The sequence below is a fragment of the Kribbella sp. NPDC026596 genome (genome assembly GCF_040638415.1).
Lineage (GTDB): Bacteria > Actinomycetota > Actinomycetes > Propionibacteriales > Kribbellaceae > Kribbella.
Genome location: NZ_JBEZYF010000036.1, coordinates 17132 through 38276, shown reverse-complemented (window position 1 = coordinate 38276; position 21145 = coordinate 17132). Strand labels below are relative to the sequence as shown.

The 21145-nt window shown below is 67.9% G+C and carries 23 protein-coding genes and 1 pseudogene; 17 read left to right on the top strand and 7 right to left on the bottom strand.

All coding sequences use genetic code 11. The annotated features are described in order from the left end of the window. The first annotated feature begins 721 nt into the window (after positions 1-721). The 7 genes from AB0E63_RS27125 to fdhD all read left to right on the top strand — a co-directional run bounded on the left by AB0E63_RS27125 (position 722) and on the right by fdhD (position 8759). Positions 722-1150 (top strand): hypothetical protein, encoded by a 429-nt coding sequence (locus tag AB0E63_RS27125; protein ID WP_360372004.1) that lies wholly within the window; start codon positions 722-724, stop codon positions 1148-1150. A 246-nt stretch (positions 1151-1396) separates the two neighbouring features. Beyond that, a complete protein-coding gene (locus AB0E63_RS27120; RefSeq protein ID WP_360372001.1) occupies positions 1397-1891 on the top strand; it encodes an NAD(P)H-dependent oxidoreductase subunit E in 495 nt (164 codons plus the stop codon). After that, the gene (locus AB0E63_RS27115) at positions 1888-3396 is read left to right on the top strand and encodes an NADH-ubiquinone oxidoreductase-F iron-sulfur binding region domain-containing protein (RefSeq protein WP_360371998.1); all 1509 of its coding nucleotides are present in this window, start codon (positions 1888-1890) and stop codon (positions 3394-3396) included. Before AB0E63_RS27120 ends, AB0E63_RS27115 begins: the two co-directional genes overlap by 4 nt. Positions 3397-3472: 76 nt before the next feature. Next, positions 3473-6295, top strand: coding sequence for a formate dehydrogenase subunit alpha (gene fdhF, locus AB0E63_RS27110; RefSeq protein ID WP_360371995.1), 2823 nt, complete (start codon positions 3473-3475; stop codon positions 6293-6295). Continuing rightward, complete coding sequence (locus tag AB0E63_RS27105) at positions 6292-6516, top strand: formate dehydrogenase subunit delta (RefSeq protein ID WP_360371992.1); 225 nt, start codon at positions 6292-6294, stop codon at positions 6514-6516. The genes fdhF and AB0E63_RS27105 overlap by 4 nt, the downstream gene beginning before the upstream one ends. Then, positions 6513-7817, top strand: coding sequence for a molybdopterin molybdotransferase MoeA (locus AB0E63_RS27100; protein WP_360371990.1), 1305 nt, complete (start codon positions 6513-6515; stop codon positions 7815-7817). Before AB0E63_RS27105 ends, AB0E63_RS27100 begins: the two co-directional genes overlap by 4 nt. A gap of 87 nt (positions 7818-7904) precedes the next feature. Then, positions 7905-8759: a formate dehydrogenase accessory sulfurtransferase FdhD gene (fdhD, locus tag AB0E63_RS27095; protein WP_360371987.1), complete on the top strand. Its 855-nt coding sequence runs from the start codon at positions 7905-7907 to the stop codon at positions 8757-8759. On the opposite strand, the gene AB0E63_RS27090 is transcribed toward fdhD, so the two are convergent. Next, positions 8719-8865, bottom strand: coding sequence for a phenolic acid decarboxylase (locus tag AB0E63_RS27090; RefSeq protein WP_360372138.1), 147 nt, complete (start codon positions 8863-8865; stop codon positions 8719-8721). The genes fdhD and AB0E63_RS27090 overlap by 41 nt on opposite strands. A gap of 83 nt (positions 8866-8948) precedes the next feature. Beyond that, positions 8949-9011, bottom strand: a pseudogene (locus AB0E63_RS27085) (phenolic acid decarboxylase); the annotation flags it as partial. Positions 9012-9142: 131 nt separating this feature from the next. On the opposite strand from AB0E63_RS27085, the gene AB0E63_RS27080 reads away from it, so the two are divergent. Beyond that, positions 9143-9643, top strand: a complete 501-nt coding sequence (locus AB0E63_RS27080; protein ID WP_360371984.1) for an SRPBCC family protein — start codon at positions 9143-9145, stop codon at positions 9641-9643. Between the two features lie 43 nt (positions 9644-9686). On the opposite strand, the gene AB0E63_RS27075 is transcribed toward AB0E63_RS27080, so the two are convergent. The 3 genes from AB0E63_RS27075 to AB0E63_RS27065 are packed head-to-tail and all read right to left on the bottom strand — an operon-like array spanning position 9687 to position 11737. After that, on the bottom strand, positions 9687-10115 hold the full coding sequence (locus AB0E63_RS27075; RefSeq protein ID WP_360371981.1) for a MerR family transcriptional regulator: 429 nt from the start codon (positions 10113-10115) through the stop codon (positions 9687-9689). A gap of 29 nt (positions 10116-10144) precedes the next feature. After that, positions 10145-11179, bottom strand: a complete 1035-nt coding sequence (locus AB0E63_RS27070; RefSeq protein ID WP_360371978.1) for an aminotransferase class V-fold PLP-dependent enzyme — start codon at positions 11177-11179, stop codon at positions 10145-10147. 9 nt (positions 11180-11188) lie between these two features. After that, on the bottom strand, positions 11189-11737 hold the full coding sequence (locus AB0E63_RS27065) for a sigma-70 family RNA polymerase sigma factor (protein WP_360371975.1): 549 nt from the start codon (positions 11735-11737) through the stop codon (positions 11189-11191). A gap of 146 nt (positions 11738-11883) precedes the next feature. Between AB0E63_RS27065 and AB0E63_RS27060 the strand changes: the two genes are divergently transcribed. From AB0E63_RS27060 to AB0E63_RS27020, 9 genes are all read left to right on the top strand, one after another. After that, the gene (locus AB0E63_RS27060; RefSeq protein ID WP_360371972.1) at positions 11884-12927 is read left to right on the top strand and encodes an aldo/keto reductase; all 1044 of its coding nucleotides are present in this window, start codon (positions 11884-11886) and stop codon (positions 12925-12927) included. A gap of 86 nt (positions 12928-13013) precedes the next feature. Beyond that, complete coding sequence (locus AB0E63_RS27055) at positions 13014-13220, top strand: hypothetical protein (RefSeq protein ID WP_360371969.1); 207 nt, start codon at positions 13014-13016, stop codon at positions 13218-13220. A 69-nt stretch (positions 13221-13289) separates the two neighbouring features. After that, positions 13290-13508 carry a hypothetical protein gene (locus AB0E63_RS27050; protein WP_360371966.1) on the top strand — a complete coding sequence of 73 codons (219 nt, stop codon included), beginning with the start codon at positions 13290-13292 and terminating at the stop codon, positions 13506-13508. 102 nt (positions 13509-13610) lie between these two features. After that, positions 13611-14621 carry a LacI family DNA-binding transcriptional regulator gene (locus AB0E63_RS27045; protein WP_360371963.1) on the top strand — a complete coding sequence of 337 codons (1011 nt, stop codon included), beginning with the start codon at positions 13611-13613 and terminating at the stop codon, positions 14619-14621. Positions 14622-14731: 110 nt separating this feature from the next. Further along, positions 14732-16024 carry an extracellular solute-binding protein gene (locus tag AB0E63_RS27040; protein ID WP_360371960.1) on the top strand — a complete coding sequence of 431 codons (1293 nt, stop codon included), beginning with the start codon at positions 14732-14734 and terminating at the stop codon, positions 16022-16024. Between the two features lie 12 nt (positions 16025-16036). After that, entirely contained in the window at positions 16037-16981 is a 945-nt protein-coding gene (locus AB0E63_RS27035) for a sugar ABC transporter permease (RefSeq protein WP_360371957.1), read from the top strand. Next, complete coding sequence (locus AB0E63_RS27030) at positions 16978-17805, top strand: carbohydrate ABC transporter permease (protein ID WP_360371954.1); 828 nt, start codon at positions 16978-16980, stop codon at positions 17803-17805. The genes AB0E63_RS27035 and AB0E63_RS27030 overlap by 4 nt, the downstream gene beginning before the upstream one ends. A gap of 28 nt (positions 17806-17833) precedes the next feature. Next, the gene (locus AB0E63_RS27025; RefSeq protein WP_360371951.1) at positions 17834-19336 is read left to right on the top strand and encodes an alpha-N-arabinofuranosidase; all 1503 of its coding nucleotides are present in this window, start codon (positions 17834-17836) and stop codon (positions 19334-19336) included. Positions 19337-19361: 25 nt separating this feature from the next. Further along, positions 19362-19979, top strand: coding sequence for a TMEM175 family protein (locus AB0E63_RS27020; RefSeq protein ID WP_360371948.1), 618 nt, complete (start codon positions 19362-19364; stop codon positions 19977-19979). Here the strand turns inward: AB0E63_RS27020 and AB0E63_RS27015 are convergent. Next, complete coding sequence (locus tag AB0E63_RS27015) at positions 19963-20415, bottom strand: GNAT family N-acetyltransferase (protein WP_360371945.1); 453 nt, start codon at positions 20413-20415, stop codon at positions 19963-19965. The genes AB0E63_RS27020 and AB0E63_RS27015 overlap by 17 nt on opposite strands. Before the next feature lie 15 nt (positions 20416-20430). Continuing rightward, entirely contained in the window at positions 20431-21138 is a 708-nt protein-coding gene (locus tag AB0E63_RS27010) for a siderophore-interacting protein (RefSeq protein WP_360371942.1), read from the bottom strand. Between the last annotated feature and the right edge of the window lie 7 nt (positions 21139-21145).

The following is a 21145-nucleotide window of genomic DNA, read 5'->3' as shown; positions in this document are numbered from 1 at the left end:
CGTGGAACCCCCTCCACAGACCGGACCATCGCAACATCAAGTCACGATTCGGTGAACGCCAGGACTCCCCGCAGCCACCCGCACACAACCCGCGATCCCCATCAACCCCATGCCCAAGGCAACCACCTCCGCGCTTCGGCGGACCTTCAGAACGGGGTGATTCGGTAGGGGCCTTCGGCACGGACTGTGGTTTCGCGGGCCTTTCGGCACGGGGCGCGGTCTCGGGAGGCCTTCGGCACGGACTGTGGTTTCGCGGGCCTTTCGGCACGGGGCGCGGTCTCGGGAGGCCTTCGGCGCGGACTGTGGTTTCGCGGGCTCCGCTGCGGGATCGTGCTAGTCGTGGTGGCGTGCGTCAAGGGCGCCTCCGGCGTCCCTGCGGGATCTTCGACCCTTGACCCACACCACCACGACCAGGGAAGGACGCAGCTACGCCCGGAGCCGGTGAGAGGTGTGGAAACAGTCCTGGGGTATCCAACATCCGCCTGGATCCGGGCACCTGTGGTCCACAGCTCCCTCAACTGCGGATCCGGCAGAGATCACGAGCATCAGGTCGGGGGCTGGTACCCCGTCTGGAGACCTGAGACAGGTTATTGCCTGTCCCAAGTCCCCATTTCTTGTTCAAACCCCCAACATCTCACGCGATCCGCTCCCCACATCCCGCCAGGCGGCCGCGACCAACCACTCCGCCGAACGCCCACCCAACCTGGGCGCCGAGTCGTGGATGCGGGTCCAACTAATCGGCGTGTCGGCGACCACCATCCACGACTCGACCAACGAGCTAGGCGCCACGCTCCACGACTCGGCGAACAGTTCACCCCGATCCACGACTCGGCAAGGACCCGCTCCGACCCACCACCCACGACTCGGCGCGCAGCTGATCCCGATCCACGAATCGGCAGGTGGTTGGGCGATCCGCGATCCACGACTCGGCAAGGGACTCACTCCGACCCACCACCCACGACTCGGCGCGCAACTGGCCCCGATCCACGAATCGGCAGGTGGTTGGGCGATCCGCGATCCACGACTCGGCAAGGGGTTCACTCCGACCCACCACCCACGACTCGGCGCGCAACTGATCCCGATCCACGGAGCGGCAGGTGGCTTGGGGCGATCGGCGAGCCACGACGACTCGGGTGAGGGTGTGGCTTGACCCGCGGCTGGGGGATGGGAACCAGGGAGCGGTGCGTTCGGCGGCGGCACGGGCCACGGATGGGGATGAAACGTCGGCGCGAGGTTCGGGGACCATGTGGGGCTGCGAAGCGGGATGGGTGGGATCGCGGTAGTGGGCCGGGGTGCTTGGGCGCGGGTGGGGGTGGGTGGTCGATAGGTGGGGGCTATTAGGTCATAGGCAGGAATGCTTTGACCGGGGTGGTGGGGGCGGCGGAATATTGTATACATGGTTAGTGAGGTTGTGGCCGGTGCTTTCGTCCCGGGGCCTGGGCGTGCTGTGCGGGTGCGTGAGATTGCCGCTGAGTTGCGGGGGCTTCGTGGGGCGTTGATGCCGGTTTTGCATGCGGTGCAGGAGGAACTGGGGTACGTCGCTCAGGATGATGTGGCTGTGATTGCGGACGTGCTCAACCTGTCCGTGGCTGAGGTGCATGGAGTGGTCACGTTCTACAAGGACTTCCGGCGTACGGCGGGTGGGCGGACGACTGTGGGGATCTGTCAGGCCGAGGCTTGCCGGTCGGTGGGGGCTGTTGAGCTGGCTGAGCATGCGAAGCGTGTGACCGGGTGCGGGTTTGGCGAGACGACGTACGACGGACGGATCACGCTCGACGAGATCTTTTGTTTTGGGAATTGTGCGCTGGGGCCGGCGGTGCAGGTTGGGGAGAAGTTGCACGGGCGGGTTACGCCGGCACGGCTGGACGCGTTGCTTGGGGAGGCTCGATGAAGGTCTATGTGCCTAGGGACTCCGCGGCGCGGTCGGTTGGTGCGGATGAGGTCGCGGAGCGGATTGCTGCGGTCGGGGGTGAAGTGGAGATCGTCCGCACCGGTTCGCGTGGCATGTTGTGGCTTGAGCCTCTGGTCGAGGTGGAGACGCCCGAAGGCCGCGTCGGTTACGGACCGGTGGCTCCGGAGGACGTCGATGGGTTGATCGCGGCCGGAATGCTGCAAGGCGCCGGAGCGCGCCTCGGGTTGGTGGAGGAGTTGCCGTGGATGAAACGGCAGCAGCGGTTGACGTTTGGGCGGGTCGGAGTGATCGATCCACTGTCCGCGGAGGACTACACGTCGTACGGCGGGGATACGGGCCTGAGGCAAGCACTTACCATGACCCCGGCCGAGGTGGTCGAGACCGTGGTCGACTCGGGGCTGCGCGGGCGGGGCGGTGCCGGGTTTCCGACCGGGATCAAGTGGCGGACGGTGCTCGGCGCGCAGGCGGACCTGAAGTTCGTTTGCTGTAACGCGGATGAGGGCGACTCGGGTACGTTCGCGGACCGGATGCTGATCGAGGGCGACCCGTTCGCGTTGATCGAGGGGATGACGATCGCGGCGTACGCCGTGGGTGCGTCGGAAGGGTATGTGTACCTGCGCTCGGAGTACCCGGATGCGGTCGCGACGTTGAAGGCCGCGATCGAGATCGCGCGGGCGCAGGGCTGGTTGGGGCCGGACATCCTTGGCTCAGGGTTCGGCTTCGACCTGCACGTCCGGGTCGGCGCCGGTGCGTACATCTGTGGTGAAGAGACCTCGATGCTGGAGAGTCTCGAAGGCAAGCGTGGGATGGTACGCGCGAAGCCGCCGATCCCTGCTCTGGAGGGGCTTTTCGGCCGTCCGACCGTGGTTAACAACGTGTTGTCCTTGGCAACAGTCCCGACGATCCTTGCCAATGGCGCCAAAGCGTACGCCGCGTACGGGACTGGCCGGTCGCTGGGTACGAGCGTCTTTCAGCTGGGCGGGAACGTCGCCCGCGGCGGCATCGTCGAGACTGCCTTCGGTATCACGCTCGGCGAACTGGTGAACGACTTCGGCGGCGGTACGTCGTCCGGACGGCCGGTGCGGGCGGTCCAGGTGGGTGGGCCACTGGGGGCATACCTACCGGTCGAGCAATTCGATTTGCCGATGGATTACGAGGCGTTCGCGGCGGCGGGCGCGATGGTCGGGCACGGCGGGATCGTGGTGTTCGACGAGACCGTCGACATGGCGTCGATGGCCCGGTTCGCGTTCGAGTTCTGCGCGGCCGAGTCGTGCGGCAAGTGCACCCCGTGCCGGGTCGGCGCGGTCCGAGGCGTCGAGACCATCGACCGGATCGTGGCCGGCGAGGACCGCCAGAAGAACCTCGTTCTCCTCGACGACCTGTGCGATCTCATGACCGACGGCTCCCTCTGCGCGATGGGCGGCCTCACCCCGATGCCAGTCCAAAGCGCCGTCCGCCACTTCGGAGAGGACTTCCACGCATGAACGAGCGAAGCGAGTTCATCATTCAGTACAGCCCCCTACGTGCCTCATCGGCGCCCGGAGCGAAGCGAGGACGCCGATGAGCTTGCTCAAGGAACCCGACTTTGGTACGCCGGCTCGCGCCGGTGAGGCCACGGTCGAACTGACCATCGACGGGCTCAGGCTGAAGGTCCCACCCGGGACGTCGGTGATGCGGGCGGCGAAGCAGGCTGGGGTCGACGTACCGAAGTTGTGCGCGACCGACAACCTGGAGGCGTTCGGGTCGTGCCGGTTGTGCGTGGTCGAGATCGACGGCATGCGCGGTACGCCGGCCTCCTGTACGACGCCGGTCGCGGACGGCATGGTGGTCCGGACACAGAACGAGCGTCTCGGCAAACTCCGTCGCGGCGTGATGGAGCTGTACATCTCCGACCACCCCCTGGACTGCCTGACGTGCTCGGCCAATGGTGACTGTGAACTGCAGGACATGGCCGGCGTCACCGGACTCCGCGAAGTACGGTACGGATCCGGCGTCGAGGCCGGCGCGAACCACCTGGATCTGCCGACCGACAGCTCCAACCCGTACTTCGACTTCGAGGCGTCCAAGTGCATCGCCTGTTCGCGGTGCGTCCGCGCGTGTGACGAAGTACAAGGGACTCTGGCGCTGACGATCGAGGGGCGCGGCTTTGATTCGAAAGTCGCCGCGGGTGCCGGGGTGTCGTTCTTCGACTCCGACTGCGTGTCGTGTGGCGCGTGTGTCCAGGCCTGCCCGACCGCAACGCTGCAGGAGAAGTCGGTGGTCGAGCTGGGCACGCCGACCCGGTCGGTCGTGACGACATGCGCGTACTGCGGTGTCGGGTGCTCGTTCAAGGCCGAGCTCCGCGGGGACGAGCTGGTCCGGATGGTGCCGTACAAGAACGGCGGCGCGAACGAGGGTCATTCGTGTGTGAAGGGCCGCTTCGCCTTCGGGTACGCGAGCCACCCGGACCGCGTGCTCGAACCGATGGTGCGGGACACGATCGAGGACGAGTGGCGGACGGTGTCCTGGGACGAGGCGATCTCGTTCACGGCTCGCCGGTTGCGCGAGATCCAGGCGTCGTACGGCCAGGGGTCCATCGGCGCGATCACCTCGTCGCGGACCACCAACGAAGAGGTGTACGCCGTTCAGAAGATGGTGCGCGCGGTCTTCGGCAACAACAACGTGGACACGTGTGCCCGGGTCTGCCACTCTCCGACGGGCTACGGGCTCAAGCAGACGTTCGGTGAATCGGCCGGCACGCAGGACTTCAAGTCGGTCGACGAGGCCGATGTGATCCTGGTGATCGGCGCGAACCCGACCGACGCGCACCCGGTCTTCGCATCCCGGATGAAGAAGCGGCTCCGGCAGGGCGCCCAGCTGATCGTGATCGACCCGCGCACGATCGACCTGGTCCGCTCGCCGCACATCGAGGCCGCTCATCACCTGCGGCTCGCGCCCGGGACGAACGTCGCGATCATCAACGCGATCGCCCATGTCGTGGTCACCGAAGGCCTTGTCGATCGTCCTTTTGTCGACAATCGGTGTGAGGACTTCGCGTCGTGGGAGACATTCATCGGGCGACCCGGGCACAGTCCCGAAGCGGTCGCCGAGCTCAGCGGCGTACCGGCCGAGGAGATCCGCGCGGCCGCCCGGCTGTACGCGACCGGCGGGAACGCGGCGATCTACTACGGTCTCGGCGTCACTGAACACAGCCAGGGCTCGACGATGGTGATGGGCATGGCCAACCTCGCGATGGCAACCGGCAACATCGGCCGCCGCGGTGTCGGCGTGAACCCCCTGCGTGGGCAGAACAACGTGCAGGGCTCGTGCGACATGGGCTCGTTCCCGCACGAACTGCCCGGCTACCGGCACGTGTCCGACGACGGCGTCCGCGAGGTCTACGAGAAGCTCTGGGGTACGCCGCTACTGAACGAACCGGGACTGCGAATCCCGAACATGTTCGACGCGGCGATCGACGGATCGTTCAAGGCGTTGTTCGTGCAGGGTGAGGACATCGCCCAGTCGGATCCGAACACCCAGCATGTCTTCGCGGCACTCGGTGCTCTCGACCTGCTCGTCGTACAGGACCTGTTCATCAACGAGACGGCGAAGTTCGCGCACGTGTTGTTGCCGGGGACATCGTTCCTGGAGAAGGACGGCACGTTCACGAACGCCGAGCGGCGGATCAACCGGGTCCGGCCGATCATGGCGCCGAAGACCGGCAAGCAGGAGTGGGAGATCATCTGCGAGATCGCCCAGGCGATGGGCTACCCGATGCACTACGACTCGGCCGCGCAGATCATGGACGAGATCGCGGTCACCACGCCGACGTTCATGGGTGTCTCGTTCGATCGGCTGGACGAGGCCGGGTCGATCCAGTGGCCGTGCAACCTCGAGCACCCCGACGGTACGCCGATCATGCACGAGGACGAGTTCACCCGGGGCAAGGGGCGGTTCATGGAGACCGTGTACGTGCCGACGTCGGAGCGGTCGACGCGGAAGTTCCCGCTGATCCTCACCACCGGGCGGATCCTCTCGCAGTACAACGTGGGTGCACAGACCCGGCGTACGGCGAATGTCGCGTGGCATCCCGAGGACATTCTCGAGATCCACCCGCACGACGCCGAGGTACGCGGGATCGAGGACGGTGACACGGTCGCTCTGTCGAGCCGGGTCGGGCGGACGACGCTGCGGGCGAAGCTGTCCGGGCGGATGCCGGTAGGGGTCTGCTATACGACCTTCCACCACCCGGTCACCGGGGCGAACGTGATCACGACCGACAACTCCGACTGGGCGACGAACTGCCCGGAGTACAAGGTGACCGCGGTGCAGGTCGACCTGCTCCCCGACTCGGTCGCGGCCACCGCGGAACGCGAACCAGTTATCGCTGGTGGTAGCCGATGAGCGGGGCTACGATCCCGCCGTACGTGCGGCTGGCGAACGAGATCGCGGCCCAGTTCGCACACCGGCCCCCGAGCGAAGCCGCCACCGCGATCGCCACCCACCTGAAGGCGGTCTGGGACCCCCGCATGAAGAACGCCCTGATAGCCCACGTCGAAGCCGGCGCCGAAGACCTCGATCCCGTGGCCGCCCTGGCAGCCCAACAACTGGCAGCCGCCCAGTGAGCCAGCCAACGCCCGACGGCGAAGGCGCCGGAGGCCGGCGGCAGGTGGAGGCCGGCCTGGCCCGAACGCCTTCCGAAGGCCTTGGCCTTCGGAAGCGGCGGGACGCTCTGCCGTGGGATGTGGCTCGGGAGTTGGCTCATGCGGCTGGGCGGCCGGGGCGGGCCGTCTCGCGGGGGTTGGGTGAGGCTGAGGGGGGTGTGCTGGCTACTCCGTTGGTTTCGGCGGGGAATGTGCCGCCGGTGGATCGGGCGGCGATGGATGGGTACGCCGTTTGTGGTGCGGGACCGTGGCGGGTGGTTGGTCGCGTTGGGGTGAGCTGTGCGGCGGGTGTGGTGCTGGCGGATGGCGAGGCGTGCGGGATTGTCACCGGGGCTGCTGTGCCGTCGGGTGCCTCGTCGGTGATGCGGTCCGAGGATGCTGTGGTGGTTGGGGATCGGCTGCACGGGCCGTCCGAGGATGGTCGGCATATCCGGCGAGCGGGTGAGGAATGTGCGGCCGGCGAGCAATTGCTTCCGGCCGGCGTGGTGGTCGACCCGGTGGTGCTCGGGCTGGCTGCCGCGGTGGGGCTCAACCGGCTGTCCGTCATCCCGCCACCGCGAGTCGCCGCCCTCGTCACCGGCGACGAACTCGTGCACCGCGGACCGTCAGGACCAGGCCGAGTACGGGACGCGATCGGCCCGATGCTGCCCGGCCTGATCCGCCGGGCGGGCGCGCCCGGCGCCCCCGTGAACCCCGTGCCGGGAGCGTCAGGTTCCCCCGTGCGGCATTTGCCGGACTCTCGGGGCGAGTTGGTCCGCGCTCTGAGCGACACCGAGGCGGATCTGATCCTCGTCTCCGGGTCCTCGGCGGCTGGGCCGGCGGATCATCTGCGGCCGGCGCTGGCGGCGCTGGGAGCCGAGGTGATTGTCGATGGTGTGGCGTGCCGGCCGGGGCACCCGCAGGCGCTGGCGCAGCTTGCCGACGGTCGCCTGGTGCTCGGCCTGCCGGGCAACCCGTTCGCCGCCCTCGTCGCCTTCCTCACCCTCGGCGTCGCGACGATCAGCCGGATGCGCGGCCTCCCCTTGCCCACGCTGACGAGAGCCCCCGTCCCCGGCGGACTGGCCTGCCACCCGACCAGCACCCGCCTCGTCCCCGTCCGCCTCACCCGACAAGGCGCCGTACCGGTGGGCCACGGCGGTTCCGCCATGCTCCGCGGCGCCGCGGCCGCCGACGCGCTCGCCGTCGTCGACCCCGGCCCGTCCGAAGCGATCGCGGCTCGCCTGCTCCCCCTCGACCCCGGAGCTCGGCCATGGACCGTCTAACCGCCCGCCTGCTCTCCCTCGACCCCGGAGCCCGGCCATGGACCGTCTAACCGCCCGCCTGCTGCCCCTCGACCCGGGAGCCTGCCCATGGGCCGGCTGATCGCCCGTCGCCCGGTCGTCCGCATCACCCCGACCGGCGACCGCTCCCGCCCGGACTCGATCGCGGTCGAGGAACCACTCGAGCTCCGCGTCGACGGCAAACCGCTCGCCGTCACCATGCGCACCCCCGGCCACGACGTCGAGCTCGCGCACGGGTTCCTGCACACCGAGGGCGTGATCGGCAGCGTCGACGACATCCGCGACGCGCGGTACTGCGACTCCCGCGACGACGAGGGCCGCAACACCTACAACGTCCTCGATCTCGGCCTCGCCCCCGACCTCCCACCACCTGTCACCGGCGTCGAACGCAACTTCTACACGACCTCATCCTGCGGCGTCTGCGGCAAGGCTTCGCTGGACGCAGTACGAACGAAAACCCGCTTCTCCCCGGCCGACGACGACGTCCAGGTCCAGTACGACGTACTCGCGGGCCTCCCGGACGCACTCCGGACCAGGCAGCAGGTGTTCGACCGTACCGGCGGACTGCACGCGGCCGGCCTGTTCACCTCGGAGGGCGACCTCCTTGTCGTCCGCGAGGATGTCGGTCGGCACAACGCCGTCGACAAGGTCGTCGGCTGGGCTCTGCTGAACGACCACATCCCGGCCCGCGGCCTGATCCTCATCGTCTCCGGCCGTACCTCGTTCGAGCTGGCCCAGAAGGCCGTCATGGCCGGCATCCCCGTCCTTGGCGCCGTCTCCGCGCCCAGCTCGCTGGCCATCGACCTCGCCGCCGAATCCGGCCTGACCCTGGCCGGGTTCATCCGCAACGGCAGCATGAACCTCTACAGCCGCCCCGACCGCATCACCACACCGGCTCCGGAACGTCAGCAGGTGGGCAGTTGATCACCGTCTCGTCACCGGGACCGGGTTCGGCGAGATAGGTGATCGTGGCGAACTCCCCGACCACCTCGATCGGATACGTCGGCCCGGCGTCGCGGAACGCGGCGATCGTGACCAGGTGATCGTTCTGGAACAGCGGCCGTCCAGGCCGATGTGGATCCGGTAGTCGATGACGTCGGCCCGTTTCACGTACAGCTCGTAGCGCCAGCCGTTGTCGTAGGTGTAGAGAAAGTGCCATCCGGTCAGCTCCGACACGATCCACCCCGCTCCGCTTCGCTGTTGTGGTCAGTACCAGTTCACCGCCGCTGACGCGCCCTCACATCGGTAGCTGTTGCCCATCCACAGCGAAATGTCGAGGCGCGGGAATCGGTGCCGACGTGACTTGCATGGATGACTACGGAGTGACCGGTGCTACCACCGGAGCAGAGGTGTTGCTGACGCTGCCGGTCGAGACCGTCTGGACGGGGATCACGGCCATCGACCGGTACGGCGAGTGGAGCCCGGAGTGCTACTACGGCGCCTGGCTGGATGGCGCGGAGGCGGTTGCCGCAGGCGCGCGGTTCGAGGCGCGGAATCGGTTCCGGGACGGGCTGGAGACCTACGTGACCTGCGTGGTGACCGTCGCCGATGAGCCCTGGCGGTTCGGCTGGGATGTGTACGGCGATGAGGAGCTGCCGTTCGCACACTGGGAGTACCAGCTCGAGGCTCAGGGCGCGACCACTCTGGTGAAGCAGAGATTCACCCACGGACCTGGAGACAGCGGGATGCGGGAAGGCGTTCGGCTGCACTCGGACCGGGCTGCCGAGCTGATCCAGGGACGCCTCGACCAACTGTCCGCCAACATGCGCACGACTCTGCTGGCCATGCAGACGACGCTCGGCGGCTAGTGTCCTGCGTCGAAATCTCTCGCCGAACTTCCGACGCAGGACACTAGGAGGCTTCGCTGGCCTTCGTGGTGGACGGGGCCACCCACAGGGAGTCGGCGGTGCCTTCGGCCACGTGCTCTTCGTAGATGGTGACCTTGTAGGTGATGACGTTCAGGCACTCGTTGAGTTCCTGGATCTGGGCCGCGACATACTCCTGGTGGCCGCGCAGGAGGGCCAGACGCTCATGCTCGTTGCCAGGACCCTGCCGGACGAGTTCGGTGTACTTGCGGATCGTGTCCAACGGCATCCCCGACGAGCGGAACTTGATGCACATGTCCAGCCACTCGACATCGTCCTCGGTGTAGACGCGCCGGCCGTTCGACTCCCGCCGTACGGCGTCTGCCAGCAAACCCTCACGCTCGTAGAACCGCAAGGCGTGCACGCTCAGCCCGGTCCGCTCCGCCACCTGCCCGATACTCAGTCCAGCGTCCATACGCGGCACCCTAACCCCGCAACCAGCTCTCAGAGCAGTGGTTTCAGGGCGGTGAGCGCCTGGTGGACGTCGGCGAGGGTCGTGTAGATGTGGAACGACGCGCGCAGCTTTCCGTCCCGGACAGCCGCGCGGATCCCGGCTGCCTCGAACGCCTCTTTCGCGCCCGGCAGCGACGTACTGACGATCGCGGAATCGCCCGGCGGCAGCCCGAGACCGGCGCGGAACTCGTTCGCCAGGTCCAGGTTGTGCCGTTGGATCGTCTCGACGCCGATCTGCTCGACGATCTCGAGTGCGGGCGCCGCGCCGACGAAGCTGAACCACGCCGGCGACTGATCGAACTTGCGCGCGCCGGGAGCGAGTTCGATCCGCGTCCCGTAGTACGAGTCGTGCACCTGAGCACCGGAGTACCACCCGGCGGCCGACGGACGGCAGCGCTCCTGCAACCGCGGCGAGAGATAGCCGATGGTCGCACCGCGTGGCGACATCAACCATTTGTATGTGTGGGCGATCAGCACATCGACGCCGTCCACAGCCACCGGCAGCCAGCCCAGCGCCTGGCTGGCGTCGATCACCAGCAGCGCGCCGATCTCCTTGCTGGCGGCAACAACCGCGGCCAGGTCGAGAACAGCGCCCGTGGACGACTGGACCGCACTCACCGCAACCAGGTCGATCCCCGGCCGGATCGCGGCCACCAGCTCATCCCCCGGTACGGCGACCACCTCGACGCCACGGTCCGCGTGCACCTGCCACGGGAACACGTTCGACGTGAACTCGACGTCGTCGGTCAGTACCTTCGCCCCGTCCGGCAACGCCGCCGCGATCGGCACCAAGGCCGCGGAGACCGTGCTGCCCACGAACACATCGGCGGCGTCCGCCCCGACCAGCCGCGCGAACGACTCCCGGGCCCGGGTCGTCGACTCGTCCCACGGCTCCCAGCTCGTCGCGCCGACCCGCCAGTCGGACAGCGCGGCCTGCAGCGCCTCCCAGGCCGGTCGCGGCGGCAACCCGTACGAGGCCGTGTTGAGCCAGCCCGGCTCCGGATCCCAAAGCTCCGCGAAGTCCATTGCCCCACCCTACGTGTCACGCAGATGCGCAAGCAGGGCGGCCAACCGGCGCTGAGCCCGGGCCGTGCGGCTCTTGACCGTGCCGATCGGGACCCCGAGCGCTTGCGCGATCTCGGACTGGGTCAGGCCCTCGTAGTACGCGAGTCGCAGCACCTGGCGCTCCCCCGGCCGCAACCGCTCGAGCGCCGCCTGCACCTGCCCGGCCTGCCAGACCGCCACGATGTTCGGCGCGTCCGTGACCACGGTTTCGGTCGCCTGGTCGAAGGTCAACTGCTGCTGGGTACGCCGTTCCCGCCGATAGATGTCCACCGCCGCCCGGCGCGTGATCGCGTAGAGCCACGGCTTCAGCTCCCGCGCCGGGTCGAATCGGTCGGCCGCCCGCCACGCCTGCACGAAAGCCCGCTGTACGGCGTCCGCCGCGTGCTCACGATTTCCGAGCAGGGTGAGCGCGGTCGCGTACATCGGCGCGGAGTAGCGCTCGTAGAGTTCGTGCATCGCCGCCCCGTCGCCGACCCGAAAGCGCTCCCCCAGCGTCTCCTGTTCCATCAAGGTCGTCATGGAATCCCATGCTCGGCGCGGCCACCACCTGCCCACATCGGTGGCGATCACCTATTCGCTGGGCCTACCTACCTATGGGTTGACCTAGACAGCGCTCTAGCTCCTAGTGTCCCGGGCACCAGGAACGGATCACTAGGAGCTGTTACATGCGCTATCGCACGCTGGGTGGGACAGGGATCGAGGTCAGTGCGCACTGTCTCGGCGCGATGATGTTCGGCGCGGTCGGGAACCCCGACCACGAGGACTGTGTCCGGATCCTCCACGCCGCCCTCGACCAGGGCATCAACTTCGTCGACACCGCGGACATGTACTCCACCGGCGAGTCCGAGGAGATCGTCGGCAAGGCGCTCAAGGGGCGCCGGGACGACGTGATCCTCGCGACCAAGGTGCACTTCCCGTTGCACGACGACAGCCGCAACCGCAGTGGGAACTCCCGGCGGTGGATCACCCGCGCGGTCGAGGACAGCCTGCGCCGGCTCGACACCGACTGGATCGATCTCTACCAGGTGCACCGGCCTGATCACACGACGGACATCGAGGAGACGCTCTGGGTGCTGACCGACCTGGTCAGCGCGGGGAAGATCCGTGCGTTCGGATGCTCGACGTTCCCGGCCGAGGACATCGTGGAGGCGTACCACGTGTCCGAACGGCGTGGGTACGGGCGTTTCCGCACCGAGCAACCGCCGTACTCGATGATCGGCCGCGGGGTCGAGCGTTCGCTGCTGCCGACGTGCCAGCGGCTGGGGATGGGGGTGCTCACCTGGAGCCCGCTCGCGTTCGGATTCCTGTCCGGCAAGATCCGCAAGGATCAGCCGGTCGACCTCACGGCCGGCCGGGCCGCCATCGCACCGCACCGCTTCGACCCGTCGCTGCCCGCCAACGCCGCGAAGTACGACGCCGTCGAGCGTCTGATCGAGGTTGCCGAGGGCGTCGGGGTGTCACTCCCGGAGCTCGCGATGGCCTTCGTCACCACGCATCCGGCGGTCACGTCGGTGATCAGCGGCCCCCGCACGATGGAACAACTCGACGGCCTCCTCAAGGCGGCCGACCTCACCCTGGACGACTCGACCCTCGACCAGATCGACGAGATCGTCCCCCCAGGCACCGACCTCTGGGACACCGACGCCGCCTGGCGACCCCCATCCCTCACCAATCCCACCACCCGCCGCCGCCCGATCACCGACCGCTAACCACCGTGGACACTTCCTGATGGTTTGTTTTTGGCGGGGGTGGGTGGGCACCGGTACATCGTCAACCGTAGGAAGAAGTGAGAGCGATGAATCCCCTGCCGCAGTCCACCCGCAATGCCGCGGAGCCCTGGACGGCGAAGGAAGTCCGGCAGTTCGAGAAACTCGCGGCGGAGAACCTGCCACCGTCGGTGATCAGCCTCCGCCTCGGCCGCCCGGTGCCGGCCATCCTGACCAAGGCCATGCAGGCGGGCATCGAACTCACCCCGCTCAACCGCCCGCCGTACGGCGTATGACGCTGACACCCTGACGCCGGGACGGCACCGTCGTACCGTGGAGTGCAAACACGTCCCAGGGAGGGTGTCATGACTGTCCGCAGACCCGGTAGATGGGATCCCGGCGAAGAGCCGTCCCCGGTGATCGACGAGACTCTGCAGGAGGAAGGCCTCGAGCTGACCAACTACGACGGCGTGATCCCCGAGCACCCCGGTGGCCGATCCCTCGGACCGCAGCCCAACCCACCCCGGCGCCCGCCCCACAAGGCACCCCCGGAGGAACCGGCGGAGGAATCGGCGGACAGCTGACCGGAGCGACCCTCCAGCGGCGACGGAGCGCGCGGGCGACGGCGACACCTGCCCGCGTGCATTACCGTGTGTGCCCATGACCGGTAGGTGGGGGGTGACGCCGTGGCAGTGACGATGCGGGACGTGGCGCGGCATGCCGGGGTGTCGCCGAAGACCGTCTCCAACGTGATGAACGGGTATCCGTACATCCGCGAGGAGACCCGGACCAAGGTGCTCGCCTCGATCGACGCCCTCGGCTACCAGATGAACATCTCGGCCCGGAACCTGAAGTCCGGCCGGACCGGCATCATCGCGCTCGCCGTCCCCGAGCTGAGCAACCCGTACTTCGCCGAGCTCGCCGACGCGGCGATCGCGGCCGCCGGCGAGCACGGACTGACGGTGATGATCGAGACCACCGGCGCCGACCGCGACCGAGAGCTGACCGCGCTGGCCCGGCCGCGCGGCCACCTGGTCGACGGCCTGCTGTACAGCCCGCTCGGCCTCGGCCCCGAGGACGTCGAGCAGCTGCGCACGCCGACGCCGATGGTGCTGCTCGGCGAGCGGATCTTCCACGGCCCGGTCGACCACGTGATGATCGACAACGTCGAGGGCACCAAGGCCGTCGTCCGGCACCTGCTCGACCAGGGCCGGCGCAAGATCGCGGTGATCGGCATCCGCCCCGGCGAACAGGTCGGCACCGCGGCCATCCGGTACGGCGCCTACGCCGAGACACTCGCGGAGTACGGCGTACCCGTACCGGCGGATCTGGCCGTGTCCGGCGGGAAGTGGCACCGGTCGAGTGGAGCGGACGCGATGGAGGTGCTGCTCGCGACCGGCCAGAAGTTCGACGCGGTCCTCGCCCTCAACGACACGCTGGCGCTCGGCGCGGTCCGGGCCCTCGCCGCGCACGGGCTCCGGATCCCGGACGACGTCGCGGTGGCCGGCTTCGACAACATCGACGAGGCCAGCTACAGCAGCCCGACCCTGACCACGGTCGATCCGAACCGCGTCCACATCGCCCGGACCGCGGTCGACCTGCTGGTCCGGCGGATGGCCGGGGACGACTCCGAGCACGTGGAGATCGTCGCGCCGTACGAGCTGCACACCCGCGAATCCACGCTCGGCACGGACTGATCAAACCCTGAACTATTGACGCTTCCCGGCCTCTCGGGCATCCTCTCTACACCGATGTAGTACACCGATGTAGAAGTCCCTGTCCCCGCCCCCGCCTGGAGGACACGCAGATGCTTGACGACTCCCCTCCGCCCTTCCGCCCACGGCGTCGAGCAGTACTTGGTGGCATGCTCGGCGCCCTCGCGCTCACCGGTTGCGGCACCCTCGGCAGCAGACCCAGGGTCCGGGAATGGAATCTGTTCGGCGGCGGCGACGGTGCCCGCCTGCTGCAGATCCACCAGCAGTACGTCGCCGAACACCCCGGCGTACGGTTCGAGGCGACCACGCTCGCCTGGGGCCCGCCGTTCTACACCAAGCTCGCGATGTCGGCGGCCGGCGGCCGGGCGCCCGAGGTCGCGACCATGCACATGTCCCGGCTGAAGGGATTCAGCCCGACGACGATGCTCGACCCGATCCCGGTCGACCTGCTGAGTGCCGCCGGGGTGCACCAGTCCGACTTCCTGCCGGCGACCTGGGACCGCTGCGTGATCGACGGCAAGCTGTACGCCGTTCCGCTCGACCAGCACCCGTTCGTCCTCTACTACAACACCGAGATCTGCAAGAAGGCCGGGCTGCTCGGACCGGACGGCAAGATCAAGACCGTCAAGGGCGTGACCGAGTTCCTCGACATGCTCCGGGCGGTCAAGGAGACCACCGGCAAGTACGCCGTCTCCGTCGACACCACCAGCCCGTGGCGGCTGTGGTACACGCTGTACGGCCAGCTCGAGGGCGGGTTCTTCAGCGAAGACGGCAAGCAGCTCGTGATCGACGACGCCAAGGCGCTCGAGGCTCTGGACCTGATCGCGAAGCTCGCCGCCGAAGGGCTCACACCGCGCTCGGCGAACTACGCAGCGCTGGTCGCCCAGTTCACCAACGGCGAGGCCGGGATGAGCTTCAACGGCGAGTGGGAGGTCACGACGTACCAGACCGCGAAGATGCCGTTCAGCATGGCGCCGTTCCCGGTCGTGTACGACGTACCGAAGTTCCAGGGGGACTCGCACACCTTCGTGCTGCCGCACCAGGCCCACCGGAACGCCGACGACACGAAGGCGACGATCGAGTACGTCGCCTGGATGCTGAAGCACAGCGTCGAGTGGGCGGCCGGCGGCCACATCCCGGCGTACCAGCCGGTGGTGAAGAGCGCGGAGTATCTGGACCTCAAGCCGCAGGCGGAGTACCGCAGCGTCGCCCCGAACGTGCTGTATGACCCGGACGCCTGGTTCAGCGGTTCGGGCGCCCAACTGGAGAACGAATCCGCGGCCGCCTTCAGCGGGATCGCAACCGGTCAGGCTACCCCGAAGGCCGCGCTTGCCCAGTTCAAGGCGGCCACCCAAAAGCTGCTCGACACCCCGTCCCCGGTCTGAAAGGAGGACACCATGGCTGTACAGACACCACCTCGTGCCGTCAGCACCACCCGACCGGCCGCGGCGAAGCCGGCCGCGGGCCGGCCGTGGCAGGAGCGTTGGAGCGGCCTGTTCTTCGTGGCGCCGTTCCTGCTGCTGTTCGCGGTCTTCCTGCTCTGGCCGATCGTCTCCGGGCTGTGGAACAGCTTCTTCAACACCAGTCTGGCCGGGGTGAAACACCAGTTCCTCGGCCTGGAGAACTGGCGGGAGATGGTCGGCGACCCGGCCGTCTGGTCGTCGCTGAAGAACACCTTCGTCTTCACCGCGATGAGTACGCCGCCGCTGGTGATCATCGCGCTCCTGATGGCCCTGCTCGCCAACCGCAAGGGCCTGCTCGGCTGGCTGCTGCGGTTCTCGTACTTCGCGCCGTTCGTCCTCCCGGCCACCGTCGTCACCCTGATCTGGGTGTGGATCTTCCAGCCCGGCTTCGGTCTGGTGAACGGGCTGCTGACGGCCGGTGGGTTCGCCGAGATCGACTGGCTGAACACCGAGAACCGGGCCATGCTCGCGATCGTGATCACCACGGTCTGGTGGACCGTGGGGTTCAACTTCCTGCTCTATCTGGCCGCTCTGCAAGGGATTCCGGCCCAGGTGTACGAGGCGGCCGCGATCGACGGCGCCAACGGACGGCAGCAGCTGTTCCGGATCACGCTGCCACTGCTGAGCCGGACCACCGGGCTGATCGTCGTACTGCAACTGGTGGCGTCGCTGAAGATCTTCGACCAGGTCTACCTGATGACCGACGGCGGGCCGAACTTCGCGACCCGGCCGATCATCCAGTACATCTACGAGAACGGCTTCACCAACTACCGGATCGGCTACGCGTCGGCGATCTCGTACATGTTCTTCGCGGTCATCGTGGTGGTCGCGCTGCTGCAGTTCAAACTGTTCTCCGGCCGTAAGGAGGCCGGCGAATGAGGACGACGTGGACCTTCCCGAAGGTGGCGAGCATCGTCGGGGCTGTGATTCTCGCGGTGGTGTGGCTGGTCCCGCTGCTGTGGGCCCTGGACACCTCGCTCAAGCCGGAGCCGGAGACGACCCGGTCGCCGATCACTTGGTTGCCCAACGCACCGACCGCGGACGCCTACCGCAGCGTCATCGACCAAGGTGACCTGATCCGGTGGTTCCTGAACAGCAGTGTCGTGTCCGTCCTGGTGACCGGCCTGACCCTGCTCGTCTCGGTACTGGCCGCCTTCGGGTTCTCACGGACCCGGTTCCCCGGCCGGCGGGTGCTGTTCGGGCTGATCATCGCCGGCATCCTGGTCCCGCCCCAGGTGCTGATCGTGCCGCTGTTCCAGGAGATGACCGGGCTCGGCCTGGTCGACACCTACTGGGGCATCGTGCTGCCGCAGGTGGTCGCACCGGTGATGGTGTTCGTCCTGAAGAAGTTCTTCGACGGCATCTCCCGCGACTACGAGGACGCCGCCCGGGTCGACGGCGCGTCCCGGTGGCGGATCGTCTGGAGCGTGATGGTGCCGATGTCGCGGCCGATCCTCGTTGCCGTCGGCATCTTCACCTTCATCGGGGCCTGGAACAACTTCCTCTGGCCCTTCATCGTGACCACCGACCCGTCGATGATGACGATCCCGGTCGGTCTCGCCAACGTGCAGGGCTCGTACGGCCTGCGCTACGCCCAGATCATGGCATCCGCCGTGCTGGGCGGACTTCCCTTGCTGATCGTCTACGCCCTGTTCCAGCGCCATGTGGTCCGCGGCGTCGGCGACGCAGGTATCAAGGGATGACTACACCCATCACGACAGGAGCAACCTGGTGCCCTCTGCCACCCTGACCATCGATCCCGCGTTCACGATCGCGCCCGTGAACCGCCGCACCTTCGGAACGTTCGTCGAGCACATGGGCCGGTGTGTGTACACCGGTATCTACGAGCCCGGCCACGCGACCGCCGACGAGGACGGCTTCCGCAAGGACGTCCTCGAGCTGACCCGGGAGCTCGGCGCCTCCGTGGTCCGCTACCCGGGCGGCAACTTCGTCTCCGGCTACCGCTGGGAGGACGGTGTCGGCCCGCGCGAAGGACGGCCGCGCCGGCTCGACCTCGCCTGGCACAGCATCGAGACGAACGAGTTCGGCCTGGACGAGTTCATCCGCTGGTGCGCCAAGGCCGGCGTCGAGCCGATGATGGCGATCAACCTCGGTACGCGCGGAGTCCAGGAGGCGCTCGACCTCCAGGAGTACGCGAACCACCCCGGCGGTACGGCGTTGTCCGACCTGCGCGAGCAGCACGGCGCATCGCCGTACGGGATCAAGTTGTGGTGCCTGGGCAACGAGCTGGACGGTCCGTGGCAGGTCGGCCACAAGACGCCCACCGAATACGGGCGGCTCGCGGCCGAGACCGCGCGGGCGATGCGGATGATCGAGCCCGACCTGGAGCTCGTCGCGTGTGGCTCGTCGTCGTCCGCGATGCCGCTCTTCGGCACCTGGGAACGAGAGGTCCTGCGGGAGACGTACGACCTCGTCGACTACATCTCCTGCCACGCCTACTACGGCGACGACGACGGCGACACCGCGTCGTTCCTCGCATCGGCGGTGAACATGGACCGCTTCATCGAGTCCGTGGTGGCGACCGCGGACCACATCGGTGCGGAACTGAAGAGCCGCAAGAAGATCGGCATCTCCTTCGACGAGTGGAACGTCTGGTACCGCGACCGGTCCCGGCGGACCGACGGCCCGGGCGACCAGTGGGAGGTCGCGCCGCGGCGGATCGAGGACGAGTACAACGTCACCGATGCCGTTGTCGTGGGCAACCTGTTGATCTCCCTGCTGCGGCACAGCGACCGGGTCGGGGTCGCCTGCCTCGCACAACTGGCCAACGTGATCGCGCCGATCATGACCGAGCCCGGCGGCCCCGCCTGGCGGCAGCCCACCTTCCACCCGTTCGCGATCACCTCCCGGCTCGCGGCCGGCCAGGTCCTCCAGGTGCGGACGAACTCGCCGACTGTCAGCACCACGAAGCACGGTGAGGTCCCGGCAGTCGACGCGGTCGCGACGTACGACGAGGGCCGGCTCACGGTCTTCGCCGTCAACCGCTCGACCGAGGGCCCGATCGAGGTCACCATCGACGTCAGCCGGGCCGGCGTCACGACCGTCGACGAGGCCGTCCTCATCCACGACGCGGACCCGCTCGCCACCAACTCGGCCACCCAACCGGACCGGGTCACGCCGCAACCGCTCGAATCGGCGCAGCTGGCCGACGGCAAGCTGACCATTACGCTACCGGCGATCAGCTGGACAGCGCTTTCTCTGTCGACGGACTGATGGTGCTAGGTCAGACTGGGTGGCCGTGAGCACCCAGTCTGACCTTGCCGAGACCACTCGCCTGGAAGCCTTCAGTGACGGCGTCTTCGCGATCGCGATCACCCTCCTGGTCCTCGAACTGCACAACCCCGAGCTCGAGGAGGGGCAACGGCTGTGGCCGGCCTTGCTGCACGAGTGGCCGCAGTTCGCCGCCTATCTGACCAGCTTCGCGATTCTCGGCGTCATGTGGGTCAACCACCACTCGCTGTTCCGCCAGATCCAGCGCGCCGACCGCGGGCTGATGTTCCTGAACCTGTTGCTGTTGCTGTGGGCCACGTTGCTGCCGTTCCCGACCAGTCTGTTCGCCGAGCACCTCAGAGACGACTCGATCAACGCCAGCGTCGCCGCGGCCGTCTACAGCACCAACCTGACCCTGGCCGCGATCGCGTTCAGCCTGATCTGGTGGCACGTCCTGCGCAAGCACCTGGTCGAGCACAACATGACGAACGCGCAGGTCCGGAGGTCGCTGCTCAGGTACTCGATCGGCACCTTGATCTACGCGGCCTGCATCGGGCTGTCCTTCATCTCCGCGCAGGCAACGCTGCTGGTCGTCTTCCTGCTGGCGGTGTACTACGGCTTCGAGCAGCTCAGGACACGCGCCTGAACTGCGCGATGTGGATGCCGGCGGCGATCTCGACCTGGCCGATCTCGGAGTAGCCGCGGGACTTGTAGAGGCTGACCGCCGGCGTGTTCGCCGAGCCGGTGGAGACGACACTGATCGGCCGCGGTTCCAGCTGGTCGAGGTGGTCGAGCAGGGCGCGTCCGTGGCCGCGACGGGCGTGCGCGGGGTCGACGATCAGGCGGGAGATGTCGACGGTGTCGTTGTCCGGGAGTTCGTAGGCGACCGCGCCGACCAAGGTGTCGCCGTCATACCGGCCGAGCCAATACTCGGTGGACGCCATCAGGCCGGCCAGATCCTCCTGCAGCGGCGGGATCCCGTCGAACCCGATCAGCTCGGCCTCGACGGCGTACGCGGCGTGCTGGATTGTCAACAATCGCTCGGCGAGGGCCTGGTCGGTCAGGTCGAGGGGTCTGATCACGCGCGTCAGGCTACGTCAGGCTGCTCTCCAATAGCCGAGCGCCTTCACCCGGTTCTTCGGTACGGCGAGATCCTTCACGACGTACGCCGTGAGCGCCCGGGTGGTCGCGGTGTCGCAGGCGATCCACACGTAGGCGTCCGGGCCGATGAGCTCGGAGAGATCGGCCTTGAGGGTGTCGACCAGCTCGGGACGCGGAACGGTACGCAGCTCGTGACGCTCGGGGTCGATGCGGAACGGCAGCTCGTGGTCACCGTCGTGCGTGGTCTTGAACCAGATGGTCGCCGGCAGCTTCGGCGCGACCGCGAGCAGCGAGTTGATCGCCGGCAACGAGGCCGGGTCGCCGATCACCAGCATCCGCTGCGGCAGCGGATCCGGAACCTCAAAGCCGGTCCCCTGCACGGTCGCCTCGATCGTGTCGCCCGGCTGGGCCTTGCGGGACCAGTCGCTGGCGCACCCGTCGTGCAGCGCGAACTCCAGGCTGAACGTGCCGGTCTCGGCCTCCGGATCGACCAGCGTGTACGCGCGTTGGTGCGGCTTGCCCGCGTTGTCGAACCACAACCGCACCCACATGGTCGGGTGCACACCGATCGCCGCGAGCAGTCCGCCGTCGGTGAAGTGCACCCGACGGTAGCGCTCGGTGACCTGTTCGGCGCCCGTCACGGTGCAGGTGAAGTCCTTCCCGCGGAACAGCTTGAGCACCACGCCTTCCCAGCCATGCCCCACTGCGCAC